The 3,158-nt window shown below is 71.0% G+C and carries 3 protein-coding genes and 1 pseudogene; 2 read left to right on the forward strand and 2 right to left on the reverse strand.

The genetic code is table 11. The annotated features are described in order from the left end of the window. Window positions 1-636, forward strand: a 636-nt coding sequence (locus tag ABZ646_RS43630; RefSeq protein WP_360532499.1) for a sigma-70 family RNA polymerase sigma factor, incomplete at its 5' end; no start/stop codon positions are given. Between the two features lie 7 nt (window positions 637-643). Here the strand turns inward: ABZ646_RS43630 and ABZ646_RS43635 are convergent. Continuing rightward, window positions 644-961 (reverse strand): ANTAR domain-containing protein, encoded by a 318-nt coding sequence (locus ABZ646_RS43635; RefSeq protein WP_360532502.1) that lies wholly within the window; start codon window positions 959-961, stop codon window positions 644-646. A gap of 127 nt (window positions 962-1,088) precedes the next feature. On the opposite strand from ABZ646_RS43635, the gene ABZ646_RS43640 reads away from it, so the two are divergent. Next, window positions 1,089-1,904 carry a VOC family protein gene (locus tag ABZ646_RS43640; protein WP_360532505.1) on the forward strand — a complete coding sequence of 272 codons (816 nt, stop codon included), beginning with the start codon at window positions 1,089-1,091 and terminating at the stop codon, window positions 1,902-1,904. Here ABZ646_RS43640 and ABZ646_RS43645 read toward each other — a convergent pair. Then, window positions 1,901-3,158: pseudogene (locus ABZ646_RS43645) on the reverse strand (glycogen debranching enzyme); the annotation flags it as partial. The gene ABZ646_RS43640 and the pseudogene ABZ646_RS43645 sit on opposite strands and share 4 nt — an antisense overlap.

Here is a 3,158-nt window from a genome sequence, read left to right on the forward strand (position 1 = left end):
GCCATCCCGGAGTTCGACGGCCGGCTGATCACCGTGCCGTTCTCCTTCAAGGAGCAGGGCCCTGACGACGTCCCGGTCTATGTCGCCGATCCGGAGCGCGGCCGGGCCTTCGAGGCGTACGCCGTTCCGACGATCACCGGGGAGATCAAGCGGCACTTCCGTGACCACATGTGGACCCTGCACGTGCCCCGGCGGGTCCAGGAACTGCGCAACCGCGTCCGGGTGGCCATGAAGGAAGTGGGACAGACCACCGCGGGGCGCACGCCCACCGTCGCCGAGATCGCGGCGCGGGCCCAGCTCACCGAGAGCGAGGTGCGGGCCGGGATGGAGGCGTTGGAGTGCTTCTCCGCGCTGTCCCTGGACGCCGAGGTGCCCGGTGGTGACGGCTACGTACTCGGTGACACGCTGGGTGGCGCGGACCCCGGTTACGACCTGATCGTGGACCGGACCGCGGCGCAGCCGTGTCTGCAGGGCCTGCCCGAGCGCGACCGGCTCATTCTCTACCTGCGGTTCTTCCGCGGAATGACGCAGAGCCGGATCGCCGAGCAGCTGGGCATCTCGCAGATGCACGTGTCGCGGCTGCTCACCGCCTGTTTCGACCGGCTGCGTGAGGAACTGCTGGCCGACGGCGGCTGAGCCCCGCTCACTCGCCGGCGGGAGCGCCGGGGATCTGGGTCGGGCCGTACCGTTCGAGGGCCTCCGCCAGCTCGACGCGGATCTCGACCGGCATGTCACCGGTGCGGCCCCAGGCGAGGATCAGGTCCGCGACGTTGCGGAGTCTGATGTTGGTGTGCTGGGAGACCTCCTTGAGCACCTGCCAGCCCTCGTCGGGCGTGACCCGGCCGAGCGCCACCACCATCCCGATGGCCTGGTCCACCACGGCATGGGAGGAGACGGCCTCCTTGAGCTGGTCGACCTCCTCCTGGAGGTGGAGGATCCGGTCCGGTTCGCTCTCGCTCACACCCCCATCGTCGTCATCCGACTGGCCGAACGCCACCGGGGTACTCAGCAGGCGTTCCTCCCGCTTCCGGTTGGAGACTGGTGACAGACCCGTTCCCCGCCGGCTCCGACCCCAGGACGCGAGTGCCATGAACAACCACCTGTCTTCCCCCGGCCCCGCGCAGAAGAAGCGGGACGTCGTGTCCACGCACTCGGTGTTCGGCGCCCCCTGCTGGGTGAGCCTCACCAGCCGCGACCTGGGAACCACGGAGGACTTCTACAGCGCCGTGCTCGGCTGGCGATGGCGCAGTGTCCGGCTCGGCGACCACTTCCGGATCGCGCTGGCGGACGGGGTGCCGGTGGCGGGCATCGCCGCGGTCGCCGCGATGTGGCAGATGGCGGTGGCCTGGACGCCGTACTTCGCGGTGCCCGACGCCGACGAGGCGGTGGCCCGGGCCCGGGAACGCGGGGGCACGCCGGCGGTCGGGCCGCTGTCCTTCCCGCCCGGCCGGGCCGCGCTGATCGCCGACCGGGACGGTGCCGTCTTCGGGATCTGGGAGGGGGAGCTGGTCTCCAACTGGGAGACCTGGCGGCGGGCCGCCCCCACCTTCATCCGGCTGCACACCCGCAACGCCTTCGACTCGGCGATCTTCTACGGGGAGGTCCTCGGCTGGGCCTCCGACAAGCCGGGCTGCTGCGAGGTCGAGTACGAGGGCGGCGAGGTCGTGCTGCGCAGCCGGGGCGACGCGGTGGCCCGTATCGACTCGGGAGCGGTGGAGACGGCCCCCGATCCCTCGGTGCGGCCGCACTGGCAGGTCCACTTCGCGGTCGCCGACGTCGGCGAGTGCGCGCGGGCGGCCGAGAAGCACGGCGGCAGCGTCCTGCGGGAACTGGACACGGAGGCAGTGCTGCGCGACCCGGACGGGGCGCAGTTCACCGTGACCGTACGCCCCCTTCTCCCCTAACCCCCGCGGGTCTTGCGGGTCTTTCGGGTCTTGCCGTCCTCCCGTCCCCGGTCCTTGCCGTCCCTGCTGTGGGACGGCCGGGACAGCAGGACCAGGCTGCGGGCCTCCACGGGCAGCCGGGTACCGGCCTTGCGTTCACGTTCGTCGGGGATGCCGTCGGGCTCGGCGGTGTCGATGAGGGTGGTCCAGCGTTCGCCGTAGGAGTCGTCGGGCAGCCGGAAGTCGACCGGTTCCCAGTGTCCGTTGAGGAGCAGCAGGAACGAGTCGTCGACCAGGCGTCCCCCGTAGGGGTCGCGCTCGGCGATGGCGTCGCCGTTGAGGAAGACACCGACCGTGTGCGCGTCGGGGCGCTGCCAGTCCCGGGCGGTCATCTCGCGGGCGTCGGGCAGCAGCCACACCAGGTCGGGCAGCGGCTGACCGGGGTGCACGGCGGTCTCGCCGCGGAAGAAGCGACGGCGGCGCAGTACGGGGTGGGCGGCGCGCAGTGCGATGACGTGCCGGGTGAAGTCGGTGAGGGTCCGCTGTTCCTCGGTCAGGTCCCAGTCGGTCCAGGAGACCTCGTTGTCCTGGCAGTAGGCGTTGTTGTTGCCGCGCTGGGTACGGCCGAGTTCGTCGCCGTGGCTGAGCATCGGGATGCCCTGCGAGAGCAGCAGCGTGGCGAGCAGGTTGCGCTGCTGGCGGGCCCTCAGTTCGAGGACGGCCGGGTCGGTGGTCTCGCCCTCGGCGCCGCAGTTCCAGGACCGGTTGTGGCTCTCGCCGTCCCGGTTGCCCTCGCCGTTGGCCTGGTTGTGCTTGTCGTTGTACGACACCAGGTCGCGCAGGGTGAACCCGTCGTGCGCGGTGACGAAGTTGACGCTCGCCCGCGGTCTGCGCCTGCTGTGCTGGTAGAGGTCGGAGGAGCCGGTGAGCCGGGAGGCGAACTCGCCGAGCGATCCGGGCTCGGCCCGCCAGAAGTCCCGTACGGCGTCCCGGTAGCGGCCGTTCCACTCCGACCACAGCGGCGGGAAGTTGCCGACCTGGTAGCCGCCCTCCCCCACGTCCCAGGGTTCGGCGATCAGCTTGACCCGGCTGATCACCGGGTCCTGCTGGATCAGGTCGAAGAACGCCGAGAGCCGGTCCACCTCGTGGAACTGCCGTGCCAGGGTGGCCGCGAGGTCGAACCGGAAGCCGTCGACGTGCATCTCGGTCACCCAGTACCGCAGCGAGTCCATGATCAGCTGCAGCACGTTGTTGCCGCGGCCGCGTGGATGGACC

The organism is Streptomyces sp. NPDC007162 (genome assembly GCF_040634175.1).
Classification (GTDB): Bacteria; Actinomycetota; Actinomycetes; order Streptomycetales; family Streptomycetaceae; genus Streptomyces.

Bases quoted from the DNA above. Each gene is read 5' to 3' on its own strand.
- ABZ646_RS43640 (WP_360532505.1), top strand. From the start codon at position 1,089: ATGAACAACCACCTGTCTTCCCCCGGCCCCGCGCAGAAGAAGCGGGAC.